At 70.1% G+C, this 19,085-nt stretch carries 18 protein-coding genes; 10 read left to right on the plus strand and 8 right to left on the minus strand.

The genetic code is table 11. The annotated features are described in order from the left end of the window. Nucleotides 1-30: 30 nt before the first annotated feature. On the minus strand, nt 31-243 hold the full coding sequence (locus TX83_RS22075) for a hypothetical protein (protein WP_064750140.1): 213 nt from the start codon (nt 241-243) through the stop codon (nt 31-33). Nucleotides 244-615: 372 nt separating this feature from the next. Here TX83_RS22075 and TX83_RS22080 point away from each other — a divergent pair, with 372 nt between their 5' ends. Continuing rightward, a complete protein-coding gene (locus TX83_RS22080; RefSeq protein ID WP_222423810.1) occupies nt 616-2,343 on the plus strand; it encodes an enoyl-CoA hydratase-related protein in 1,728 nt (575 codons plus the stop codon). 95 nt (nt 2,344-2,438) lie between these two features. Here the strand turns inward: TX83_RS22080 and TX83_RS22085 are convergent, their stop codons facing one another. The 5 genes from TX83_RS22085 to TX83_RS22105 all read right to left on the minus strand — a co-directional run bounded on the left by TX83_RS22085 (nt 2,439) and on the right by TX83_RS22105 (nt 8,536). Then, nucleotides 2,439-4,016: a DHA2 family efflux MFS transporter permease subunit gene (locus TX83_RS22085; protein ID WP_064750141.1), complete on the minus strand. Its 1,578-nt coding sequence runs from the start codon at nt 4,014-4,016 to the stop codon at nt 2,439-2,441. A gap of 223 nt (nt 4,017-4,239) precedes the next feature. After that, a complete protein-coding gene (locus TX83_RS22090; protein ID WP_064750142.1) occupies nt 4,240-5,433 on the minus strand; it encodes an efflux RND transporter periplasmic adaptor subunit in 1,194 nt (397 codons plus the stop codon). After that, the gene (locus TX83_RS22095; RefSeq protein ID WP_064750143.1) at nt 5,430-6,953 is read right to left on the minus strand and encodes an efflux transporter outer membrane subunit; all 1,524 of its coding nucleotides are present in this window, start codon (nt 6,951-6,953) and stop codon (nt 5,430-5,432) included. The genes TX83_RS22090 and TX83_RS22095 overlap by 4 nt, the downstream gene beginning before the upstream one ends. A 3-nt stretch (nt 6,954-6,956) precedes the next feature. Beyond that, on the minus strand, nt 6,957-7,415 hold the full coding sequence (locus TX83_RS22100) for a MarR family winged helix-turn-helix transcriptional regulator (protein WP_064750144.1): 459 nt from the start codon (nt 7,413-7,415) through the stop codon (nt 6,957-6,959). Nucleotides 7,416-7,744: 329 nt separating this feature from the next. Then, the gene (locus tag TX83_RS22105) at nt 7,745-8,536 is read right to left on the minus strand and encodes a cytochrome C assembly family protein (protein ID WP_064750145.1); all 792 of its coding nucleotides are present in this window, start codon (nt 8,534-8,536) and stop codon (nt 7,745-7,747) included. Nucleotides 8,537-8,683: 147 nt separating this feature from the next. Here TX83_RS22105 and ffh point away from each other — a divergent pair, with 147 nt between their 5' ends. From ffh to TX83_RS22150, 8 genes are all read left to right on the plus strand, one after another. Further along, nucleotides 8,684-10,051, plus strand: a complete 1,368-nt coding sequence (gene ffh / locus TX83_RS22110; RefSeq protein WP_064750146.1) for a signal recognition particle protein — start codon at nt 8,684-8,686, stop codon at nt 10,049-10,051. 274 nt (nt 10,052-10,325) lie between these two features. Beyond that, a complete protein-coding gene (locus tag TX83_RS22115; RefSeq protein ID WP_141233644.1) occupies nt 10,326-11,240 on the plus strand; it encodes a hypothetical protein in 915 nt (304 codons plus the stop codon). 294 nt (nt 11,241-11,534) lie between these two features. Beyond that, nucleotides 11,535-12,464 carry a hypothetical protein gene (locus tag TX83_RS22120; RefSeq protein ID WP_261370247.1) on the plus strand — a complete coding sequence of 310 codons (930 nt, stop codon included), beginning with the start codon at nt 11,535-11,537 and terminating at the stop codon, nt 12,462-12,464. Between the two features lie 536 nt (nt 12,465-13,000). Continuing rightward, a complete protein-coding gene (gene rpsP / locus TX83_RS22130; protein WP_064750149.1) occupies nt 13,001-13,258 on the plus strand; it encodes a 30S ribosomal protein S16 in 258 nt (85 codons plus the stop codon). A gap of 49 nt (nt 13,259-13,307) precedes the next feature. After that, nucleotides 13,308-13,823: a ribosome maturation factor RimM gene (rimM, locus tag TX83_RS22135; protein WP_064750150.1), complete on the plus strand. Its 516-nt coding sequence runs from the start codon at nt 13,308-13,310 to the stop codon at nt 13,821-13,823. 85 nt (nt 13,824-13,908) lie between these two features. Continuing rightward, nucleotides 13,909-14,742 carry a tRNA (guanosine(37)-N1)-methyltransferase TrmD gene (gene trmD / locus TX83_RS22140; protein ID WP_064750151.1) on the plus strand — a complete coding sequence of 278 codons (834 nt, stop codon included), beginning with the start codon at nt 13,909-13,911 and terminating at the stop codon, nt 14,740-14,742. Nucleotides 14,743-14,853: 111 nt separating this feature from the next. Continuing rightward, nucleotides 14,854-15,252, plus strand: a complete 399-nt coding sequence (gene rplS, locus TX83_RS22145; RefSeq protein WP_064750152.1) for a 50S ribosomal protein L19 — start codon at nt 14,854-14,856, stop codon at nt 15,250-15,252. 227 nt (nt 15,253-15,479) lie between these two features. Continuing rightward, entirely contained in the window at nt 15,480-15,845 is a 366-nt protein-coding gene (locus TX83_RS22150; protein WP_141233645.1) for a hypothetical protein, read from the plus strand. Nucleotides 15,846-15,858: 13 nt separating this feature from the next. Here TX83_RS22150 and TX83_RS22155 read toward each other — a convergent pair whose 3' ends face one another. Further along, nucleotides 15,859-17,376 carry an MATE family efflux transporter gene (locus TX83_RS22155; protein WP_064750154.1) on the minus strand — a complete coding sequence of 506 codons (1,518 nt, stop codon included), beginning with the start codon at nt 17,374-17,376 and terminating at the stop codon, nt 15,859-15,861. 281 nt (nt 17,377-17,657) lie between these two features. On the opposite strand from TX83_RS22155, the gene TX83_RS22160 reads away from it, so the two are divergent. Then, nucleotides 17,658-18,077 (plus strand): RNA-binding S4 domain-containing protein, encoded by a 420-nt coding sequence (locus TX83_RS22160; protein WP_064750155.1) that lies wholly within the window; start codon nt 17,658-17,660, stop codon nt 18,075-18,077. Between the two features lie 286 nt (nt 18,078-18,363). On the opposite strand, the gene TX83_RS22165 is transcribed toward TX83_RS22160, so the two are convergent. Then, the gene (locus tag TX83_RS22165; protein ID WP_064750156.1) at nt 18,364-18,993 is read right to left on the minus strand and encodes a DUF937 domain-containing protein; all 630 of its coding nucleotides are present in this window, start codon (nt 18,991-18,993) and stop codon (nt 18,364-18,366) included. Nucleotides 18,994-19,085 lie beyond the last annotated feature (92 nt).

Consider the following 19,085-nt stretch of genomic DNA (forward strand, 5'->3'; position numbering starts at 1 on the left):
AGGCGCGCGGCCTCCCGCGCCGGATCGGGCTCAGGGGATGTCGCAGCCGCAGGACAGGCCGCAGTGGCGCCAGTTGGTCTGGCAGACGTAGGCCGGGCTGCCCGAATCCATGCACTGGTCGAACTGCACCTGGCAGTTGTCCCAGCACGACTGGCAGCCGCCGGCGCCGAACGCGCTCATCGAAAACGCCGCGCCGAAACAGAATGCGCAGATGCCCAACAGCTTGCTTGCACGCTTCAACATCGATGCTCTCCTTGATTGCCCGTCGTGGGCGATGGGACCGTGTGGCGGCCGGTTCCCGGACGCGGTCCGAACGATCGCGACGCTGCGTCCCGGGCGCCGCGAGGATGACGATGTGTGGGCCCGGCGAGCATCGGCCGGGGCGGCCGCGTTTGGCTACTGTCAGTTTCGATAGGTGCGGCGGATCGGCAAACGAAGTATGGCGATGCGCACGGTCAGGCTGCGCACCGCGCCGCAAGCGCGATCGCGTTCGTCGACCGGATCGGTCCGGTCATCGCGTTCGAAACGCCAAGGCGCGCGATTTGTGATCGGCGCTCAGGATCGTGAACGAGAGTTGGCGGACATTCGAGCCTTCGTCGTGACAAGGAGCGTGCGATGTCGTTGCGTATCCTGTTCCTGTGCACCGCGTACAACGGCCTGGCGCAACGCGCCTGGGCCGAGCTGAGCGAACTCGGCCATCAGGTCGCCGTGCAGGTCGCCGCCGACGCGGCGACGATGCGCGCGGCGGTGGCGCGGGAACGGCCGCAACTGATCGTCGCGCCGATGCTCAAGTCGGCGATTCCCGAAGACATCTGGCGCCGGCACGTGTGCCTGATCGTGCATCCGGGCATCGTCGGCGACCGCGGTCCGTCCTCGCTGGACTGGGCCATTCTCGAACGCGAGCCGGATTGGGGCGTGACCGTGCTGCAGGCGGCCGAGGAAATGGACGCCGGCGATATCTGGGCCAGCGCCGGCTTCGCCATGCGCGCGGTGCCCAAGAGCCAGCTGTACCGGCACGAGGTCGCCGACGCGGCGTTGCGCGCGTTGCTGCTAGCGGTGGAACGTTTCGAGAGCGGCGACTATCGGCCGCAGGCGCTGGATTACGCTCGCGCCGACGTACGCGGCCGGCTGCGCCCGGGCATCCGCGCCAGCGACCGCGAGATCGACTGGCACGGCGATACTGCGAGTCTGCACGACCGCATCCGCAGCGCCGACAGCGCGCCGGGCGCGCGGGTCGAACTGGCCGGGCTGCGTTGCCACGCCTTCGGCGCCCATATCGAGCCCTCGCTGCGCGGCCGTCCGGGCGAATTGCTCGGACGGCGCGAAGGCGCGGTGTGCGTCGGCACCGGCGACGGCGCGTTGTGGCTGAGCCATTTGCGCGAAAAGGACGGGATCAAGCTGCCGGCCACCCAGGTACTCGGCGAACGCCGCCTGGCCGGCGTCGCCCAGCGTCCGCCGCGGCCGGCGACTTCGGTCGCCGCGCGCCGCGACCGCGCCTATCGCCAGATCCGCTATCGCGAAATCGGCGCGGTCGGCTACCTGCATTTCGATTTCTACAACGGCGCCATGTCGACCGGGCAATGCGATCGCCTGCGTACCGCCTTCCTGCAGGCGCGGCGGCGTCCGACCCGGGCGATCGTGCTGATGGGCGGCCAGGACATCTGGTCCAACGGCATCCACCTCAACGCGATCGAGGCCGCGGCCGATCCGGCGCTGGAGTCGTGGCGCAACATCCTGGCCATGAACGCCCTGGTGCGCGAGATCGTGCTGACCGAATCGCACCTGGTCATTTCGGCGATGCAGGGCAACGCCGGGGCGGGCGGGGTGATCCTGGCCCTGGCCGCCGATCAGGTCTGGGCGCGTCGCGGTGCGGTGATGAACCCGCACTACAAAGGCATGGGCGGTCTGTACGGTTCGGAGTACTGGACCTACCTGCTGCCGCGCCGGGTCGGCCAGGCGATGGCGCAGGAGCTCACCGAAGAGCTGCGCCCGCTCGGCACCGGCGCGGCCGAACGCATCGGCCTGATCGATGCCGCGTTCGGCACCGGCGTCGCCGACTTCGCCGCGCACGTCGAACAACGCGCCGAACGCCTGGCCGATCCGACGGCGTGGCGCAAGGCGGTCGCGCTCAAGCGCCGCCACCGCGCCGCCGACGAACGGCGCAAGCCGTTGGAGAGTTACGGCGCCGAGGAACTGGCGCACATGTACCGCAATTTCTTCGGCGCCGACCGCAGCTATCACGAGGCGCGGCGGCGTTTCGTGCGCAAGAACACGGCCCCGTGCGAGGCCGCCGCGGCGCATTCGGCGCCGACGCCGGCCCGGCCGGCGCAGGTGCCGGCCTAGGCGCCCGGCGCGGTCGCGGCCGAAACGAAACAGGCCGGGCGATGCCCGGCCTGTTTCGTGGTCGTCGCCCACGGCGGTTCGTGGGACGCGCGCGCTCAGTGACCGCCCGCCGCCGCGCCGCCGGCGGCCTTGGCGGTGAACGGCGGCTTGGCGAACCAGACGAACGCGATCACCACCAGGAACAGAATGCCGAGCAGGTGGAAGATCTCGTTGAAGCCGATCTGCGCCGCCTGCTGGGAAATCATCTGGTTGAGCGAGACCGCACCGCGCTGCAGGTCGCCGCGGCCGAGCAGGTCCACGGTCTGGCGGATCGCCGGATCGTAGGCGCCGATGTGCTCGGTGAGCTCGGCGTGGTGGATGGTACTGCGTTGGTTCCAGCCCCAGGTGGTCAGCGAGGCGGCGAAGCTGCCGCCGAGGGTGCGCACGAAGGTGGCCAGGCCGGAGCCGGCGGCGATCTCGTGCGGTTCCAGATCGGACAGCAGGATGGTCAGCACCGGCATGAAGAACAGCGCCACGCCCAGGCCCTGCCACAACTGCACCATCGCCACGTGCTGGAAGTCCACGTCGAGGTTGAAGCCCGAACGCACGAAGCTGGTGAAGGCCATCGCCACGAAGGCCAGGCTGGCGACGATGCGCAGGTCGAAGCGGGTCGCGTACAGGCCGACGAACGGCGTCAACAGCACCGGCAGGATGCCGATCGGCGCGGTCGCCAGGCCGGCCCAGATCGGCGTATAGCCCAGGTTGCGTTGCAGCCACAGCGGCACCAGCAGGCCGACCGCGAAGAATGCCGAATAGGCCAGCACCATCGCCGCGGTGCCGCTGGCGAAGTTGCGATGGCGGAACAGGCGCAGGTTGACGATCGGGTCGCGCTCGGTGAGCTCCCAGATCACGAACACCGCCAGGGCGATGGCCGCGACGATGGCCAGGATCACGATCTTGCTCGAGTTGAACCAGTCTTCGTCGTTGCCCAGGTCCAGCAGCACCTGCAGCGCGCCGACGCCGATCACCAGGGTGATCAGGCCCATGTAGTCCATCTTCGGCTTTTCCAGCTTCTCCGGCCGGCCGCGCAACTGGCTGCCGACGACCAGGCTGGCGAAGATGCCGATCGGGACGTTGATGAAGAAGATCCACTCCCAACTGTAGTTGTCGGTGATCCAGCCGCCGAGGATCGGGCCGGCGATCGGCGCGACCACGGTCACCATCGCCAGCAGGGCGATGGCCTGGCCGCGTTTGTGCGGCGGATAGATCGAGATCAGCAGCGCCTGGGTGACCGGGTACATCGGCCCGGCGACGAAGCCCTGCAGCGCGCGCGCGGCGACCAGCAGGCCCATGCTGTTGGCCAGGCCGCACAGCAGCGAGGCGATCACGAACAGCAGGGTCGCCCACATGAACAACTTGCGCTCGCCGAACTTGCGGGTGAAGAACCCGGTCAGCGGCAGGGCGATGGCGTTGCTGACCGCGAACGAGGTGATGACCCAGGTCGCCTGGCTGCTGCTGCCGCCGAGGTTGCCGGCGATGGTCGGCAGCGAGACGTTGGCGATGGTGATGTCGAGCACCTGCATGAACGACGCCAGGGCCAGGCCCAGCGTGGTCAGCGGCATGTTCGGCGGCCGGAAGCCGGCTTGCGGCGCCGGGGCGGCGGCGGGTCCGGCGGGGGCGGTGGTGGCGGACATGGATCGGCCTGTGCAGTCGGAGGGGGCGCGGGCGGACGCGAAGGCGCTTCGCCGCGGTCCTTAGTCCGCCGTTCCGGCGCGAGGCCGGAACGGCGGCTTCGGAGTTCGCGCGCTGTCGCAGGGGAAGGCGAATCCGGCGGGGGAGGAGACCGGTTCGCCGCGATGCGGCGCGAACGGCGGACGAAGCACGACGAGGGGGAGGGCGTCGTCCGCGGGGAAGGGATCAGCCGTGCTGCGCGCCCGGCAGGTTCTCGCGCACGATCTTGTCGATCATCGAATCGGCGTCGTGCAGTTGCTTGGCATAGGCGTCGGTGCTCAGGACCGGCTTGGCCGGCGGCGCGCTGGCGAGCACTGCGCCGGCCTGGTCGCGGATGCTGACGTCGACGTGCATGCTCAGGCCCAGGCGCAGCGGATGGTCGGCCAGTTGCTTGGGGTCCAGTTCGATCCGCACCGGCACGCGCTGGATGATCTTGATCCAGTTGCCGCTGGCGTTCTGCGCCGGCAGCAGCGAGAACGCGCTGCCGGTGCCGAGGCCGAGGCTGGTCAGCTTGCCCTGGTAGACCACGTCGCTGCCGTACAGGTCGGCATGCACCTCCACCGGCTGGCCGATGCGCATGTGGGCGAGCTGGGTTTCCTTGAAGTTGGCTTCGACCCAGACCTGCTCCAGCGGAATCACCGTCATCAACGCGGTGCCGGGCTGGACGCGCTGGCCCAGCTGCACGCTGCGCTTGGCGACGTAGCCGTCGACCGGCGCGACGATCGCCGCGCGCTGCAGGTTGAGATAGGCCTGGCGCAGCTGCGCGGCGGCGGCGGCGACCTGCGGCTGCTTGGCGACCGTGGTCGCATCGACCAGGGCGCGATTGCGCGCCAGGGTGCCGCGCGAGGACGACAGCGCCGCTTCGGCGGTAGCCAACTCGTCGCGGGCGTGGGCCAGCTCTTCGGCCGAGACCGCGCCGCCGGCGACCAGGCCTTCGCGGCGCTTGACGTCGGCGCGGGCCTTCTGCACCGCGACCTGGCGTGCCGCCAGATCGGCCTGGCCGGCGTCGACTGCGCTGTACAGGCCGCGCACCTGGCGCACGGTGTTGGCCAGATTCGCCACCGCCTGGTCGTAGGCGACCTGGGCGTCGTTGGGGTCGAGCTGGACCAGCACCTGGCCGGCGCGCACCTTCATGCCGTCGTCGGCGCCGATGCTGATCACCGTGCCCAGGGTCTGCGGAGTGATGTTGACCACATTGCCCTGGACGTAGGCATCGTCGGTGTCCTGGTGCCAGCGCAGCACCAGCAGGTAGTACGCGGTCCAGGCGACCGCCGCGACCACCACCACGGTGAGCAGGATCAGCAGCGCCTTGCGACGCTTGCCGTTGTTCGGCGCGGCGACGGCCGCGGTCGCGGCTTGCGGGTTGATTTCGGAAGTCATGGCGTGGGGGCCTTGGCGATGGCGTGGATCGAAGAGGAATCGCTGCGTTCGGACAGCGGCGCGACCGGATCGGACGCCTGCACCGGCAGGCCGCCGCCGAGCGCGCGGTCGAGGTCGATGCCGGCGGCCAGGCGCTGCGCGCGCAGGCCGGCGAGCTGCTGGTCGAGCTGCAGCAGCGGCCGCTGCGCGGCGAGCACATCGAGCTGGGTGCCCAGGCCGGCGCGGTAGCGGGTGCTGGCGATCTGCCAGGCCTGCTGCGCGGCGTCGCGCGCTTGCTGCGCGGACGCCAATTGGCCGTCGAGCGAACGCGCCGCCTGCAACGCGTCGGCGACTTCGCGCAGCGCGCCGACCAGGCTCTGGTTGTAGTTGGCGACGGCGAGGTCGTAGTCGGCGTCGCGGCCGGCCAACTGGTTGCGCAGTCGGCCGCCGTCGAAGATCGGCAGGCTGATCGCCGGACCGCCCTGGATCAAGCGCGCATCGCGGGTGAACAGGTCGGACAATCCGCCCGAGGCCAGGCCGACGATCGCGCTGAGATTGACGGTGGGATAGAACTCGGCTTTGGCCGCTTCGATGCCGTGCGAAGCGGCTTCCACCCGCCAGCGTGCGGCGACCACGTCGGGGCGGTGGCCGAGCAGCTCGCTCGGCAGCACCGCCGGCACCGCCGGCGCCTGCGCGGCCAGCGCGCCGGGGCGGGCGATGTCGAGGCCGCGGTCAGGACCCTTGCCGAGCAGCGCGGCGAGAGCGTTGCGCAGCGAGTCGATCTGCTGCTGCGCGGATTGGATCTGTTGATCCGCGGCTGCGCTGGCGCTTTCGGCGTTGCGGATCTGCAATTGATTGTCGAGGCCGGCCTTGACCCGTTGCCGGCCGAGCGCGAGCAGCTGCTCGGCGCGCCGCTTCTCGGCCAGGGCCACGTCCTGGGCCTGGAAGGCCTGGGCCAGCGAGACATAGCCGCGGGCGATGTTCGACGACAGGCTCAGGCGCACGGCCTGGGCTTCGACCTCGGCGGCGCGGGCCTGGCCCAGCGCGGCCCGCCAACGGGCGCGGTGGCCGCCCCACAGGTCGGGGCTGTACTTGAAGCTCAGCGACAGCACTTCCACGCCGCTGTACTTGCCGCCGAGCGGTTCGGGAGCGACGGTCTCCGGCAATTGCAGGCCGGAGTACTGGGCGCTGGCGCCGAGCGTCGGCTTGCGCGCTGCATCGGCGAGGCCGGCCTGGGCGACGGCCTGGCGCACGCGCGCGTCGGCGGCGTCGAGGCCGGGGTTGCCGGCCAGGGCTTCTTCGATCAGCGCGTTCAACTGCGCGTCGCCGAACCCGGTCCACCAGTCGGCGCGCGGGAACGCGGCGTCGGACAGGGCGGCGTCGGCGAAGCTGCGCTGCGCGACGAGGGCGTCGGCATCCAGCGCGCGGCCTTCGGGCGCGAGGCCGCGGCTGCTCGCGCAACCGGCCAGGATCAGCGCCGCGGCGAGCGGTGCGAACACGAAGGGCAGCCCGCGGCGCGGGCGAGTGTCGTGGCGGGACATGGCTCAGGAACCGGTGAAAGTGAGGTTGTCGCGGACCTGTTCGAGCAGGCGGTGCAATTGGTCGCGGTCGGCGTCGCTGAGGCCGGTCATGGCGCGTTCGCGCACGCGCCGGCCGCAGGCGTCGATGTCGGCCCAGATCGCGGCGCCGGCTTCGGTCAGGTGGATGTTGAGCGCGCGCCGGTCGTCGGGATCGGCGACGCGGGCGACCAGGCCGCGCGTTTCCAGCTTGTCGAGCAGGCGGGTCATGGCGCCGGGGTTGAGCTGGGCGGCGCGCGCCAGTTCGGTGACGCCGGCGGTGCCGATGGCCAGTTCCTTGAGGGTGATGAACTGGCTGAAGGTCAGATCGTGGCCGGCCTGGGCCAGCTCGCGTTCCATTTGCGCCCACATCGCATCGCGGACCTGGCGGAACAGCAGGCCGAGGTTCGAGGTCGAGCAGGCTTGGTTCGGGGGCAGGGTGGTCATGGCGCGGCATGTTCTGTGCGCGCGAAATATTTGTCAATGCAAATATTGAGCTTGCAATAGGCTCGTTCAGCAAGCATCGAACGATCGTGCTTAATTTGCGCGACACGCTTCGTTACTTTTAACGTGTTGATTTAAATCGATTATTTCGTGTGGCCGGGCCGGGGACGAAGACGGCCCGCCGCCGGCCCCGGCGGCAGCGCTCTCGGCTCCTGGAGGGCCGAACCGCCAAAACGGGCCAGGTCGGGGGCGGGCGGGGCCGCGGTGTTTGCCTCGGCGGCCACGACCGCACGGCCATGGGCTGCCCCGGCACGGGCTGCCGGAACCCGCGGTCAGACCCGCTGCAGCACCAGTTCCAGCACGAACTTGCTGCCGAAAAAGGCCAGGACCAGCAGGATCATCGCCGCCAGGGTCCAGCGCACCGCGACCGTGCCGCGCCAGCCGTAGCGCCAGCGCCCCAGCAGCAGACCGCCGAAAGCCAGCCAGGACAGCACGCTGAGCACGGTCTTGTGCACCAGGTGCTGGGCGAACAGGTTCTCGACGAACAGCACCCCGGTCAGCAGGGTCGCGGTCAGCAGCGCGAAGCCGACGCCGATGGTGCGGAACAGCAGGCTTTCCAGTTCCACCAGCGGCGGCAATGCGCGCAACCAGCGGTGGAACTCGCGCCGGCGCAGGGCGCGTTCCTGCAGCCACAGCATCAGCGCGAACAGCGCCGCGACGGCGAGGGTGGCGTAGGCCAGCAAGGCCAGCCAGGCGTGCAATTGCAGGCGCCAGTCCAGCGGCTCCGGGTGCTGGACATGGCCGTACAGCTGGTAGCCGGCCAGCATCAGCGCCGACAGCGGGAACACCACCACGCCGAGTGCGGCCATGCGCCCGGAGGCGCCGACGATCGCGGTCAGCGCCGCCATGCCTAGGCCGACCAGCGACAGCGCGGCGAAGAAATGCAGATCGGCCCCACCCGCGTTGCGCCAGGCCAGTAGGTGCGCCAGGCCGTGGCCGAGCACGGCCAGATTGGCCGGCAGCAGCCACCACCGGGCGCTGCGGCCGTCGCCGTTGCGCACGGCCGCGACCAACTGCCCGGTCGCAACGAGATAGAGGGCGACCGCGATGAGAACGATTGTCATCGCCGGAGTGTGGCATAAGAGCGGGCATTCGGGATTTGGGATTCGCGATTCGGGGGCGGCCGGTTGTCGCGGCAAGCACGAGCGCACGGGCCAGGGGCCGGGGCCGCTATACTTGCCGGTCCCGCCATTCCGCGACCCCGCTCCGCCATGTTCGAATCCCTGACCCAACGCCTGTCCGGCACCATCGAGCGCCTGCGCGGCCGCGGCCGTCTGACCGAAGAGAACATCCGCGAGTCGCTGCGCGAAGTGCGCATCGCCCTGCTCGAAGCCGACGTCGCCCTGCCGGTGGTGCAGGCCCTGATCGAGCGGATCAAGGTGCGCGCGGTCGGCCAGGAAGTGCTCAAGTCGCTGACCCCGGGCCAGGCCCTGATCAAGGTCGTGCGCGACGAGCTGACCGCGGTCATGGGTTCGCAGGCCGCCGACCTCAACCTCAACGTGCCGGCGCCGGCGGTGATCCTGATGGCCGGCCTGCAGGGCGCCGGCAAGACCACCACGGTCGGCAAGCTGGCCAAGCACCTGCGCGAACGGCGCAAGAAGAAGGTGATGGTGGTCTCGGCCGACGTCTACCGTCCGGCCGCGATCGAACAGCTGCGCCAGCTCGCCGAGCAGGTCGAAGTGCTGTTCTTCCCGTCCAGCGCATCGCAGAAGCCCGAAGAGATCGTGCGCGCGGCGATCGCCGACGCCAAGAAGTCGTTCGTCGACGTGCTGCTGGTCGATACCGCCGGCCGCCTCGCCATCGACGAAGCGATGATGACCGAGATCAAGGCGCTGCACGCCGCGGTCGCGCCGGTCGAGACTCTGTTCGTGGTCGACTCGATGACCGGCCAGGACGCCGCGATCACCGCCAAGGCCTTCGCCGAGGCGCTGCCGCTGACCGGCGTGGTGCTGACCAAGACCGACGGCGACGCCCGCGGCGGCGCCGCGCTGTCGGTGCGTTACGTGACCGGCCGGCCGATCAAGTTCATCGGCGTCGGCGAGAAGCCCGACGGCCTGGACGTGTTCCATCCCGACCGCGTCGCCAGCCGCATCCTCGACATGGGCGACGTGCTGTCGCTGGTCGAGCAGGTCGAGCAACAGGTCGACAAGGACAAGGCGCAGAAGCTCGCCGAGAAAGTCGCCAAGGGCAAGAAGTTCGACCTCAACGACATGAAGGACCAGCTCGAGCAGATGCAGAACATGGGCGGCCTGCACGGGCTCATGGACAAGCTGCCGGGCATGGGCCAGATCCCCGATGCGGTCAAGAACCAGATCACCGGCAAGGAAGTGCCGCGGATGGTCGCGATCATCAACTCGATGACCAAGAAGGAGCGGCGCAATCCGACCCTGCTCAACGGCTCGCGCCGGGCGCGCATCGCCAAGGGCGCCGGCCTGACCCCGGCCGACGTCAACAAGCTGATGAAGCAGTATCAGCAGATGGAGAAGATGATGAGCAAACTCTCCGGCGGCGGCATGAAGGGGCTGATGCGCGGCATGCGCGGGATGATGGGCGGCCGCGGCGGGATGCCGTTCCGCTGAGCGGCCGCGCCGCGAACCCGGCGCACATCGTTACAAAACGCGACGGCGGCCTTCGGGTCGCCGTTTTTGTTTGTGCCGATCGGTGAGGCGTCACGCTCCGCACGCGTCGGGTCGCTTGCGTCGCGACGCGCGCTGCGCACACTTGCTGCGCGTCGCGACGGCGCGCTCGTTTCGTCTTCGCTCGGGACGCCGCGACGGCCGTCGCCGACGCACTTTCGGTTCGTCTTTCATCGCTCGCGAAGCATCGCAGCGATTTCACTTGGAGATCCAACGCATGATGCAATCCTTTCCCATCCGCGGCGCGCTCGCGCTCGGCTTCGCCGCCGCCGGCCTGTACGGCGCGCCGCAGGCGGCCATGGCCGCTTCCAGCTTCGCCTATGTCAGCGAAACCGGCGACGTGATCGGCGACGGCAAGCGCGGCAGCTACACCGACGCCAACGCCCAGTTCCAACTGCGCGGCACGGCCTACGAAGCGACGCTCGACATCTCCACCGGCGACAAGGTGTGGACGGTGCGCCTGGCGCCGCCGCCCGGCGAGCGGCTGCGGCCGGGGCGTTACTACCTGGCCGAGCATTTCCGCGAGCGGACCGGGCGCGCGGCCGGCGCTTATGTTTCCACCGACCGCAGCTACTGCACCTATGCCTGGAGTACGGTGCAGATCCGGCAGATCGCGTTCGACAGCAACGGTGCGATCAAGGGTTTGGAGGCGGTGGTCCAGCAGCGCTGCGACCACGATGTGATGCCCTTGCTGACCGTGGCGATGAGCCACAACGTCGCGCCGCTGTCGTTCAAGTTCAAGCGGACCTTCAGCGATCCGGTCAGGAACGTCGATCTGGGCTACGCCGGCGACACGTCGTTGTTCGCGCTGAACGGAACCGACAGCCTGCTCAGCTACGAGGTCGACGGACGCCAGAACCGTTGGCGTCTGAAACTCACGCCGCCTACCGGTAAGCGCCTGCTCAAGGGTACGTACGCGCTCGCTTCCGTCGCCAGCGCCAATGCCTTGGGCCTGGATATGTATTCGCGTAGCGGCCACCACGCGTTCCTGTGCGAGGGCATGTCCGGCACCCTGCAGATCAAGGACGTGCGCTACAGCAGCGCCGGAGCGGCGACCGCGCTGTGGGCGGACTTCGAGTACCGCTGCGCGGACGGCGACGCAGTGCGCGGCGTCATCCGCCACAAACTCTGACCGGCCCTGGCTCTCGGTCGAAGGCCGGCGCGGATGCGCCGGCCTTTTTTTTTGTGCCTGATCGAAAGCGGCGCGCAAGTTGCGACCGCGCTTCGCATCGAAGCCGGCGGTCGCCGACGAGCGGGTGCGCGGTTCTCGGCCAGCGAGACCCGCGCAACCGATCCTATGCATGCACGACGCGGATCACCGGCCTTCGCGCCCATCGCAGGCAAGGCCGCGCCTCTTCCCGCCGTCGTCTCGCAGCCGCATGCACTCGCCGCCATCGCGCGGCGCACACACACGGAGGTCGTACGCATGGCTTTGCAGCAGCGCAGTTCCCGCAATTCCCGCAATTCCCGCCTGGCCGGCGCGTTCGCGCTGGCCCTGATCGGCGTCGCCGCCGCGCCGGTCGCCGCCGCCGATGCCTTGTACTCCTACGTCAGCCAGGCCGGCGATTACATCGGCGCCGGCCAGTCCAAGGTCTACACCCACGCCGATTCGACCATCACCGTGTCCGGCAATGCCCAGGCGTTGTCGATGAACGTGCGCTCCGGCGTCGACAACTGGCGCATCGACCTGGCCGCGCCGCAGGGACAGAAGTTCCAGCGCGGCCGTTACTACTACGCCGAGCGCTCGGCGTTCCGCACCGGCCTGTCGCCGGGCATCGACATCGGCGGCAACGGCCGCGGCTGCAACGAAACCTGGGGCTCGGTCTACATCCAGCAGATCGAGTTCGACGCCAACGGCGCGGTGACCGCGCTGGAGGCCACCGCGCTGCAGCGCTGCGAGCGCGAGACCGCACCGCTGTTGGCGGGCGTGCTGCGCTACAACGTGCAACCGCTGGCGCTGAGCCTGGACAGCGACGTCGGCGACTACATCGGCGGCGGCATCAAGAAGAGCTACGCCGGCGACACCAGTGTTTTCGCCCTGCAGGGCAACAACCGCTATCTGACCTATGCCGCCTCCGGCCAGCGCGACGACTGGATGGCGTTCGTGCAGGCGCCCACCGGCAAGACCCTGGCGCCGGGCACGTACCCGATCGCGCGTTTCGCCGATACGGTGCGGATGGGCTTCGACTTCGGCGGCAACGGCCGCGGCTGCAACCGGATTTCCGGCACTGCGACGATCAAGAAGATCGAGGTCGACCCGGTCAGCGGCCTGGTGACCCAGTTGCTGATGGATTTCGAGCAGCACTGCGAGGCCGGCGTCACCGCCTTGCGCGGCACCCTCCGCTACAAGGCCTGAGCCTGCGCGGCCGCGGCGGCGCGGCGGTTCTCGTGCCGGGAGACGGCGTCCGCGCAGCATGGTTTGCATCGGCGGCTACGGGCGCATCGGGGGCGTCGTCATCGAACCGCAGCCGCAGGCCAGGCCGCTGCACCGCGCGGCAATGCCGTTGCATCGGCGACTCCAAAGCATCGCGACCTGGCGCAGCCAGGTCTGCGTCGGCGTCCGCGAGGGGGCGGACGCCGATGCGCCGGCTCCGGGGGAGCCGGCGAGGGCGGGGCAGCAGACCCGCCCGCCCGGTTCCGAGGGAGTGGAGCCGGCGGCGACGCCCGGCCTGGACGGGCGCCAGGGACGGCGGCTGTGGGCCGGGCGTGGATCGGGGAGGCCGGGCAGGGACGCCCGGCGCTCCGGGCCCGGCATCGGGCGGTTGGCGGCAGGCGGGCACCGGAGCTGTGGCCCCGGCGAGGGCGGCAGGTTTGCTTAAGCCCGCGAATCGGTTAGACTTTCCGGCTTACCCCGTCATTCCGACGGCTGGGCAACACAGGAAAGCAACCCTCATGGTCAAGATCCGACTGACCCGCGGCGGCGCCAAGAAGCGTCCGTTCTACCACATCATCGTCACCGACAGCCGCAGCGCCCGCGACGGCCGCAACATCGAGCGCGTCGGTTTCTACAACCCGGTGGCCGCCGGCAACGAGAAGCGCGTCGAGCTCGACCTCGAGCGCGTCAAGCACTGGGTCTCCAAGGGCGCCCAGCTGACCGACAAGGTCGCCGACCTGTACAAGCAGGCCGCCAAGGCCGCTCCGGCCGCCTGATCCGGCGGGCCGCGCACCGTTTTCGGCGGCGCGGCCCGACCTTCGCATCATGAGCGATACGACGCGCCGCATCCTGTTGGGCAGGGTGCTCGGCGCTTTCGGCATTCGCGGCGAAGTCAAGCTCGAGTCCTGGACCGAGCCGCGCGCCGCGATCTTCCGCTACCAGCCTTGGACCGTGCGCGACCCGCAAGGGCGCGAGCGCGAATTGTCCGGGGTGCGCGGGCGCGAAAGCGGCAAGTACCTGATCGCCACCTTTCCCGACGTGACCGACCGCGACGCGGTCGAGGCCATGCGCGGGACCGAAATCTACGTGCCGCGCTCTGCGCTGCCGCCGCCCAAGCCGGGCGAGTACTACTGGGTCGACTTGGAAGGCCTGCGCGTGGTCACCACCGAAGGCGTGTCGCTGGGCACCGTCTCGCATCTGTTCGCGACCGGCGCCAACGATGTGCTGGTCGCGCGCGACGACGAGCGCGAGCGCATGATTCCGTTCGTGATTCCGCAGTACGTGCTGTCGGTCGATTTCGAGGCCAATCTGGTCACGGTCGACTGGGACCCCGATTTCTAGCGCTCGGCGGACGGCCGCCGGGAATCGGCGAAAACCGGCTCCGCTGCGGCTGTCTCCCGACTCCTCCTCGCTGGCTCCTGGCCCTATGCGCATCGACATCGTCAGCCTGTTCCCCGAGTTCGTCGCGCAATGCGCGGCGTTCGGCGTGGTCGGCCGGGCCGGCGAGCGCGGGCTGTTGGCGCTGCACGGCTGGAATCCGCGCGATTACGCCGAGGGCAATTACCGCCGCGTCGACGACCGCCCGTTCGGCGGCGGCCCGGGCATGGTGATGCTGATCGAACCGCTGCGGGCGGCGATCCGCGCCGCGCGCGCGGCCGACCCGACGCCGGCGCGGGTGGTCTATCTGAGCCCGCAGGGCGCGCGCCTGGACCAGGCCAAGGTCCGCGAATTGGCCGGGCATGAGCGCCTGATCCTGCTGTGCGGACGCTACGAGGGCGTCGACGAGCGGCTGATCCAGGCCGAGGTGGACGAGGAAGTGTCGATCGGCGACTACGTCCTGTCCGGCGGCGAACTGGCGGCGGCGGTAGTGGTCGACGCAGTCGCGCGGCTGCAGGAGGGCGCGCTCAACGACGCCGAGTCCGCGGTCCAGGACAGCTTCGAGGACGGCCTGCTGGACTGCCCGCACTACACCCGCCCGGTCGAGCACGAGCTGGGCGCGGTGCCGGCGGTGCTGATGTCGGGCAACCATGCCCTGATCGCCAAGTGGCGCCGCCAGCAGTCGCTGGGCCGGACCTGGCAACGCCGCCCGGACCTGCTCGACGAGGCTGCCCTGTCCAAGGCCGACCGCCAGTTGCTGGCGGCTTACCGGGCCGAACTGGCTGCCCAGGCCGCCGCGGGCGTGGCCGAAACCGTTTCCAGGCTCGATCCGGCCGTCGCGGCCGCGGGCGAGACCGGCCGGGACCCGGGCGCAAGCGCCTGAGCCCTAGCCATCCGGGGAAAAACGCCGCTATAATTAGCCGCTTAGCTGTACCCATGCCATGACGCGGGTCCACGTGCACTCGCGCAACAACTAATCCAACAGGCCGCACCCATGAACAAGCCGTCGATCCACACCCTGCTGCAGAATTTCGAAGCCGAACAGGTCCAGCGCAAGCTGCCCGAGTTCAGCCCCGGCGACACCGTCGTCGTCAACGTGAAGGTCAAGGAAGGCAACCGCGAGCGCGTCCAGGCCTACGAAGGCGTGGTCATCGCGAAGAAGAACGCCGGCCTGAACTCCTCGTTCACCGTGCGCAAGATTTCCCACGGCTTCGGCGTCGAGCGCGTGTTCCAGACCCACAGCGCCGTGATCGATTCGGTCAACGTCAAGCGCCGCGGCAAGGTCCGCTCGGGCAAGCTGTACTACCTGCGCGGCCTGGAAGGCAAGAAGGCGCGCATCAAGGAAGATCTGGCCGCCTACGCGCGCGCCAAGAACGCTCCGACCGCCGAGTAATCGTCGTCGTAGAGCCTGCGTCGCGCGTATCGCGCGGCGCCCGCAACGGCCGCCTTCGGGCGGCCGTTCGCGTTTGCGGCCGCGGCGGGCGTCCAAGGTTCGCCTGCGCGCCGACGGCCGGTGCGCGCGGACGCTGTGCGCGACGCCCCGGTTCGCGCTAGATTCCCGACGCGGCGTCTGCGCCCGCAGCGTTCGCCATCAGGCCGCCCCCGCGGCAGGAGCGCACCGTGAATCCGGGTTTGTCCGAAGGCGACATCTGCACCTATCTGCGCAGCGACGGCGTGTGGGGCTTCTTTTGGGTGCTGCGCATCGACGCGTTGGCCGACGGTCGCGACGCCCTGTCGCTGCGCAAGTTCGCCGTGCATGCCCGCGACGAGGTGTTGCGCGAACACCTGGAGGACGTGCGCGAGCTCAAGAGCCGGCCGCTGGAGGGGCATTTCCCGATCGTCGGCACGCGCGTGGCCGAGGTCGAGCCGCGGGTGATCGGCTCGATGCCGGTGCGCGAGGACGACCTGGAAGGCTATCGGGTCTGGCGCGCGGCTTACGAGCAGGGCGAGGCCGGCGTATTCACCGTGCCGCTGGAAGAGATCTGAATCCGCGTCGGCTTCAGTCGGCCTTGGCGGCTACCGCGGCGATGCGGCCGTCGTCCGGGCTGGCGTCGGCGACCGGCGCCGGCGGCTGCGCCGGCACTTCCGCCGGCGCGGCGATGGTGCGGGCGGCGGCCGGTGCGGCGACGCGCTCAGGCGCGGCCATCATCCGCGCCTTGCGCCAGCCGCCCCAGCGGTAATAGGCGATCGACATCAGCATCGAGCACAGCGCGCTGACCGGGAAACTCCACCACAGCGCGTCGGTGCCCAGCGTCGGCTGCAGCCAGGTCGCGAACGGCACCCGGATGCCCCACAGGGCGAAGCCGAGGATCAGCAGCGGCGGAATCACCGCGCCGGTGGCGCGTACCACGCCGGAGATCACGAAGCTGACGCCGAAGAACAGGAACGACCACACCGAGATGTGGTTGAGGTGGCGGGCGATCTCGAACGAGGCGCTGCCCTCGGGCAGGAACAGCGCCAGGGTATAGCGGTCGAACAGGATCAGCGGGGCGATCAGCGCGCCGGTCATGAGGAAGTTGAACATCGTGCCGGTGCGGGCCGCCGCGCCGACCCGGTCCCAGCGCCCGGCGCCGACGCTTTGCGCGGCGATCGAGGAACAGGCCGCGCCGATCGCCATCGCCGGCATCTGCACATAGGTCCACAACTGCAGCGCGGCGCCGTAGCCGGCGGCGGTGACGGTGCCGTGGGCGTTGACCAGCGAGATCATCGCGATCATCGCCAGCGAGATCAGCACCATTTGCAGGCCCATCGGCACGCCTTTGACGATCAGCGCGCGCAGCACGTCGGGATCGATCTTCAACAGGTGCGCGTCTTGCCGGCCCAGCCACAACGGATGGCGCTTGCGCCGCAGGTGCAGCAGCATCGCCGCCAGGCTCACGCCCTGGGCGAAGAAGGTCGAGGCCGCCGAGCCGGCGATGCCCAGCGCCGGCACCGGCCCCCAGCCGAAGATCAGCAGCGGGTTGAGGGCGATGTCCAGCGCCACCGACAGCAACAGGAAGCGGAACGGCGTGCGCGAATCGCCGGCGCCGCGCAGCGCCGCGGAGACGAAGGCGAAGGCGTACAGGAACGGCATCGACAGGAAAATCACCTGCAGGTACTGCTCGGCCAGCGGCAGCGCCGCGGCCGGCGTGCCCATCGCGCGCAGCACCGGGTCGGCGAGGAACCAGCCGGCCGCGGCGATCAGCGCCGACAGGCCGATGAAGAAGCTGGCGCTGGTGCCCATGACCCGCCGCGCGCGGGCGAGGTCGCGCGCGCCGGTGGCCTGGCCGATCAGGATCGTCGCGGCCATGCCGATGCCGAAGATCGAGCCGATCAGGAAGAACATGATGTTGTTGGCGTTCGCGGTCGCGGTCAACGCGGCCTCGCCGAGGTAGCGCCCGACCCAGATCGAATTGATCGAGCCGTTGAGTGATTGCGCTGCGTTGCCGGCCATGATCGGCAGCGCGAACGAGATCATGGTGCGGCCGATCGGGCCTTCGGTCAGCAGATGGCTGCCGCGGGCGTGGCTGGAGGACATGAGGCGGTCCGGGCGGGGATGGGGAAGTATGCCGCCAACGCGGTGAGCGGACCGTGGCCGCAGGTGCCGATGCGTGAGCGGACGTGACCGGTGTTCACCGGGCGTCGCGGGCTGCGGCGCGCGACCGGTCGTCTTCGGCGCTGCGTGCCGATGGCGCGCGATCTCGGGGGCGGCGGGACCCTCGCGGCGGCGGCCGTCCCGATTGCCGGTCGTCCGCCGCGGCGCGCCTGCGGTCGCGTGTCCGCTGTCCGGTCACGATCGCGGTGGTATCGTTCGCGACGATGAGCGACCAGCACGAATCCAAAGTCGCGCCGCAAGCGTCGGTCCGCCTGGACCTGTGGCTGTGGGCCGCGCGTTTCTTCAAGACCCGCAGTCTCGCACGGCAGGCGGTGGGGACCGGGAAGGTCGAGGTCGGCGGCCAGCGCGCCAAGGCCTCGCGTGCGGTGCGCGTCGGCGATGCGATGCGGGTGGCGCGCGGCGAGGAAGCGTTCGAGATCGTCGTGCTCGGCCTCAGCGACACCCGCGGCCCGGCCAGCGTTGCGCAGACGCTCTACGCCGAAAGCGAAGCTTCGCGTCTGGCCCGCGAGCAGGCGCGCGCCATGCGCGTGGCCGAGCGCACCGGTTATCGCGCGCCGGAAACCAAGCCGGACAAACGTGCGCGGCGGTTGATCCGCGCGTTGGGCGATATCGACGCGATGTGAGGCATCGCCGCGCGTCTCGCCCGCGATGCCCGCGCCGGCGCGCATCCGCCGGCCTCGCAGCCATGTCGCGATAGCGCCCTGGATTCGCGCCTTCGCCGGAACGGCGGTAGGCAGGGCTCGCCGCGCTTTTCGTTCGCCTGCGCGCTCCCCGGCCCTCATGCCCGCGCCGGCCGGCCTCCAGAAACTTCAGCACCGTGCCGAGCCGATCATGCGCCGCGCAGATGCGCGAACGGCCGCGCAAGGCGGCCGTTCGGCAAGTTCCGGCGCGGGCGCCGGAAGGCGGGGCTCAGCGCTTGCCGCCGAGCAGGCTGCCGCCGATCTTGAGCAAGTCGCCGAGGCCGAGCTGGCCGTCGCCGTCCTGGTCGAGCACCGCGCCGAGCAGGCCGCTGGTGGCGTCCTGCTGCTGGATGCGCTGATGCTCCTGGCCCAGCACTTGGCCCAGTTGCTGCGGCGAGGCCGCGGCCTGATTGCCGCCGGAAAGCATGCGCTGGGCGAGGTAGGACAGCACGATCGGCGCGAGCATCTTCAGCAAGGCGCTGGCCTGGTTGCCGCCGAGGCCGGTGCTCTGGCCCAGGCCCTGCGCCGCGGCCTCTTCGCGGCCGCCGAAAATGTGGCCGAGGATGCCGGCACCGTCGGTCTGGCGGCCGCCGCCGCCGCCGAGCACCGCGCCGAGCACGCTGCCTAAGTCCAGGCCGCTGCCGCCGCCGCCCGCATGATCGCGTTGCAGGGCGCCGAACAGCGCTTCCGCGCCCTGCGGCTGGCTGGCGTTGCGGCCCAGCGCGCCGAGCAGCAACGGCAGCGCCGCGCCGACTGCGCTCTGGGTTTGCGGCCCCGACAGGCCGAGCTGGCTGCCCAGCTGCGCGAGCGGCTGGCCCTGGAGTTGGTTGAGGAGATCGTCGGTCAGCGAAGCGCTCATCGGGGTGGTCCGTTGCGAGGAATCCAGATGCTAGCGCCCGCCAGTGAGCGCGGGGTGAGATTTGCGGTTTTTTTTCGCTGGCACATTAGTCG

Source organism: Lysobacter antibioticus HS124 (genome assembly GCF_000336385.2).
GTDB lineage: Bacteria > Pseudomonadota > Gammaproteobacteria > Xanthomonadales > Xanthomonadaceae > Lysobacter > Lysobacter firmicutimachus.